7 protein-coding genes are annotated in these 4,117 nt (G+C 50.0%); all 7 read left to right on the top strand.

Features of this window, described 5'->3' with window-relative positions:
• Positions 1-112 (top strand): amidohydrolase (locus P8O70_10440; GenBank protein ID MDG2197290.1); only part of this gene is annotated, 112 nt, incomplete at its 5' end.
• Positions 109-999: an amidohydrolase family protein gene (locus tag P8O70_10435; GenBank protein MDG2197289.1), complete on the top strand. Its 891-nt coding sequence runs from the start codon at positions 109-111 to the stop codon at positions 997-999. The genes P8O70_10440 and P8O70_10435, both read left to right, overlap by 4 nt.
• A gap of 8 nt (positions 1,000-1,007) precedes the next feature.
• The gene (gene ligA, locus P8O70_10430) at positions 1,008-1,457 is read left to right on the top strand and encodes a protocatechuate 4,5-dioxygenase subunit alpha (protein MDG2197288.1); all 450 of its coding nucleotides are present in this window, start codon (positions 1,008-1,010) and stop codon (positions 1,455-1,457) included.
• A 1-nt stretch (position 1,458) separates the two neighbouring features.
• Positions 1,459-2,316, top strand: a complete 858-nt coding sequence (locus P8O70_10425; GenBank protein MDG2197287.1) for a class III extradiol dioxygenase subunit beta — start codon at positions 1,459-1,461, stop codon at positions 2,314-2,316.
• 87 nt (positions 2,317-2,403) lie between these two features.
• Complete coding sequence (locus P8O70_10420; GenBank protein ID MDG2197286.1) at positions 2,404-2,661, top strand: AbrB/MazE/SpoVT family DNA-binding domain-containing protein; 258 nt, start codon at positions 2,404-2,406, stop codon at positions 2,659-2,661.
• A complete protein-coding gene (locus P8O70_10415; protein ID MDG2197285.1) occupies positions 2,655-2,981 on the top strand; it encodes a type II toxin-antitoxin system PemK/MazF family toxin in 327 nt (108 codons plus the stop codon). The genes P8O70_10420 and P8O70_10415 overlap by 7 nt, the downstream gene beginning before the upstream one ends.
• Before the next feature lie 71 nt (positions 2,982-3,052).
• Positions 3,053-4,012: a Gfo/Idh/MocA family oxidoreductase gene (locus P8O70_10410; protein MDG2197284.1), complete on the top strand. Its 960-nt coding sequence runs from the start codon at positions 3,053-3,055 to the stop codon at positions 4,010-4,012.
• The last annotated feature ends 105 nt before the right edge of the window (positions 4,013-4,117 follow it).

Genomic DNA, 4,117 nt, shown 5'->3' with positions numbered 1-4,117 from the left:
CTATGTGGATGCGTTGAATCTATCGGAAGTTGATCGACAAAAAGTCTTCGAAGGCAATGCTCGACGGGTGTATCCACAACTTGACGCTCGGTTGCAGGAGTTGGGACGATGAGTGCCTTCACGATGGATGCGGATTGGTTGCACTGGCATCAGAACCCATCCAAACCAAAATTCCAGGCACTTGCCGGAGCTGTGGACGCACACTGCCATGTCTTTGGCCCGGGAGATCAGTTCCCCTTTGCTCCGGAGCGCAAGTACACCCCTTGTGATGCTTCCAAGGATCAACTCTGGCAACTGCGGGGTTTTTTGGGTTTTAGCCGAAACGTGATTGTTCAGGCTACTTGCCATGGAGCGGACAACCGTGCGCTGGTCGATGCGCTGCTTCACTCGGAAGGCATGGCCCGGGGGGTTGCCACTGTCAAACGTACCATTACAGAGCAAGAACTCCAGGAACTGCATGACGCAGGGGTGCGCGGGGTGCGCTTTAACTTTGTCAAACGTCTGGTGGATGCCCTGCCCTTTGAGGCCCTTGGTGAGATTGCTGGGAAGATTCAGCCTCTGGGCTGGCACATTGTGATCTACTTTGAGGCTGCCGAGCTTCCTGAGTTGTTCGATTTTTTCACTTCTTTACTGACCACTGTGGTGGTCGATCATATGGGACGACCAGATGTAGGTAAATCAGTGGATGGTCCGGAGTTTGGGTTGTTTTTGAAGCTGTTGGAGGAACATCCAAATTTCTGGTCAAAGGTCAGCTGTCCGGAGCGACTCTCTCAGCAGGGGCCACCGTGCTACTCCGACGTGATTCCCTTTGCGAGAAAGGTTGTGGAAACCTTCCCAGATCGCGTTTTGTGGGGAACCGACTGGCCTCATCCGAACATGAAATCACATATGCCGGATGATGGACATCTGGTCGATGTGATTCCTCATATTGCCCCAACGGCAGAGCTCCAGCACAAACTGTTGATCAACAACCCCATGCGCCTGTATTGGGCCGACTAAAGAGGAAAATGGCACTCGACAAACCATATCTCGATATTCCTGGAACTATCATTTTCGATGCAGAGCAGGCTCGCAAGGGCTACCATCTCAACCAGTTTTGCATGTCGCTGATGAAGGCAGCGAACCGGGAACGCTTTAAGGCGGATGAGCGAGCCTACCTGGATGAATGGCCAATGACCGAAGAACAGAAACAGGCCGTTCTGGCCCGTGACCTCAACTGGTGCATTCGTACTGGTGGGAATATCTATTTTCTGGCCAAGATTGGTGCCACGGATGGCAAGAGTTTCCAACAGATGGCTGGTAGTATGACCGGCATGACCGAAGAGGAGTATCGAGAGATGATGATCAAGGGGGGCCGTTCTCCCGAGGGTAACCGTTATCTCGGCGAAGACGGTGACGCCCAAGCTCATCGTCAGCCCCAGGGGTATTCTCATCATGCCCAAGCCAAGGAGATGTGACATGGCCTATATTTCCGCTTCCGTCTATACTTCGCATGTCCCTGCAATTGGTGCTGCCTTGGATCAGGGCAGGACCCAGGAACCGTATTGGCAACCGCTCTTTGCTGGATATGAATTTTCCAAGCAGTGGATGCAGGAAGCCAAGCCAGATGTAATCATCTTGGTCTACAACGACCATGCGACGGCTTTCAGTCTACAGATGATTCCGACTTTTGCGATTGGTACGGCTGCTGAGTTTCGACCTGCCGATGAAGGCTGGGGACCTCGGCCTGTGCCAATGGTTCAGGGGCATCCAGAGTTAGCTTCTCATATCGCCCAGTCCGTCATTCTACAGGACTTTGATCTGACGATTGTCAACGAGATGGACGTGGATCATGGCTTGACGGTTCCTCTCTCGTTGATGTGTGGCCAACCAACAGCCTGGCCCTGCCCTGTGATTCCCTTTGCGGTCAACGTGGTTCAGTACCCCGTACCAAGAGGACAGCGTTGTTTTCAATTGGGGCAAGCGATTCGTCGAGCATTGGATGAGTATGACGAAGATCTGAATGTCCAGATTTGGGGCACGGGCGGCATGACCCACCAGTTGCAGGGACCACGTGCAGGGCTGATCAATAAGCAATGGGACAGCAAGTTTTTGGACAAGTTGATCGATGATCCGGAAGCCGCCGCTGCGATTCCACACATCGAATATGTTCGGGAAGCGGGTAGTGAGGGGATTGAGTTGGTGATGTGGTTGATTGCACGGGGAGCAATGAGTGATGTTGCCAGTGGTTCCAAGCCAACTGTGCGTCATCGCTTCTATCATGTGCCAGCTTCCAACACTGCGGTGGGACACTTGATTCTGGAGAATGGTCGCTGAGTCCGTAACTTGAGTAACAGGTTTACAAAGCATTGACAGTGGCTTTTTTGTAGTTATTTTGTAATTACAAAAATTCTGGAGAAACACATGGCTGGTTTGATCAAGATTGGTAACTCGCAGGGAGTTCGAATCCCTAAGCTGCTGATTGAGCAGGCTCAGTTGGAAAATCGAGAATTATCTCTGGAAGTGACCAGCGAGGGGCTACTCATCCGACCTACTAAGAGACCGCGACAGGACTGGCCAGAAAAGATTCGATTGTCTCTGGAAAAAAACGGGCAGTCGGAGAAGTTAGATCATGATTGGTTGGGTGCGAAACTGACCGAAGAGAATGATTGGGAATGGTGAAGACAATTCACCGTTTTGAGGTCTGGTGGGTGAATCTGGAGCCTACCAAAGGTTCGGAAATCCGAAAGACACGCCCATGTGTGATTATCTCCCCTGATGAATTAGCCGCTCTGAAGACCATCATCGTTGCCCCAATGACTTCTCAAGGTTTTGAATTCCCTTCGCGCATCTCCTATGAATTTGATGGGAAACAGGCGCTGATTCTCTTGGATCAGATGCGTGTGGTAGATAAGGATCGTTTGCTAGAAAAAATGGGGATTCTGGAAGCATCTGTCCAAAAGAAAGTGATCAGTTGCTTACTGGAGTTGTTTGCTGAGTAACGATGAATTCTGAAAAATTACTCGAATAATTGTCCAGACTTGAGGGCATGTTGTTGAACTGGAGATAACGAATGAAAATCATTTTGGTGGGACCAGGTGCTTTTGGCAAAAAACACCTGGATGGCCTCAAGAATATCGAGGGAGTTGAGGTCGTTGCGCTGGTAGGACAACCTTTGGAGCCAACACAAGCTGTTGCAGCGCAGTATGGAATTCCTCATGTGATGACAGATTTAGATCAGGCGCTGGCCCTTCCAGGAGTTGAGGCTGCGATCCTGGCCACCCCTACCCCAATTCATGCTGTTCAGGCGATGCAGTGTCTGAAAGCTGGTATGCATGTGGAGGTCGAGATTCCCTTGGCCGATAACTGGTCGGATGCTCAAGCTGTGATGGATCTCCAGCAAGAAACAGGCTTGGTTTGTATGGTTGGTCACACCCGCCGTTTCAATCCATCGCATCAGTGGATTTACAAGAAAATTCAGGCTGGTGAGTTGAAGATCCAGCAACTGGATGCGCAGACCTACTTTTTTCGACGCAAGAACATCAACGCAGCTGGAGAACCGAGAACCTGGACGGATCACTTACTCTGGCATCATGCGGCTCACACGATCGATCTCTTTCAATTCCAAACAGGAGAGGAGGTTGTTAGGGCCAATGCGGTTCAGGGACCGATGCATCCAGAATTGGGCATTGCCATGGACATGTCGATCCAGTTGCTTTCTGAATCAGGTTCAGTCTGCACATTGTCTCTCAGTTTCAACAACGATGGTCCACTAGGAACGTTCTTCCGCTACATCTGTAACAACGGTACCTACATCGCTTGCTATGATGATCTGGTCACGGCCAGGGATGAAGCAGTTGATGTTTCACAGGTGGATGTTTCCATGAACGGGATCGAGTTGCAGGATCGAGAATTCATTGCTTCTATCCGTGAAGGACGTGAACCCCGTGCCAGTGTGGCCAAGGTATTGCCCACGTATCGGGTGATGCACCAACTTGAACAACAACTCAACACACAGCCGACTTTGTCATGAAATGACAAAGATAATGATTAAATAAACTGATTTTATTAAGTTTTTTAGTCACACAAAGACAGCACACTACAAACATTATTGTTGAAATTATTGAACATTTTTAAT

The sequence above is a fragment of the SAR324 cluster bacterium genome, assembly GCA_029245725.1.
Lineage (GTDB): Bacteria > SAR324 > SAR324 > SAR324 > NAC60-12 > JCVI-SCAAA005.
Note: the sequence above shows the minus strand (reverse complement) of the source record. Positions and strands in the feature narration are given on the sequence as shown.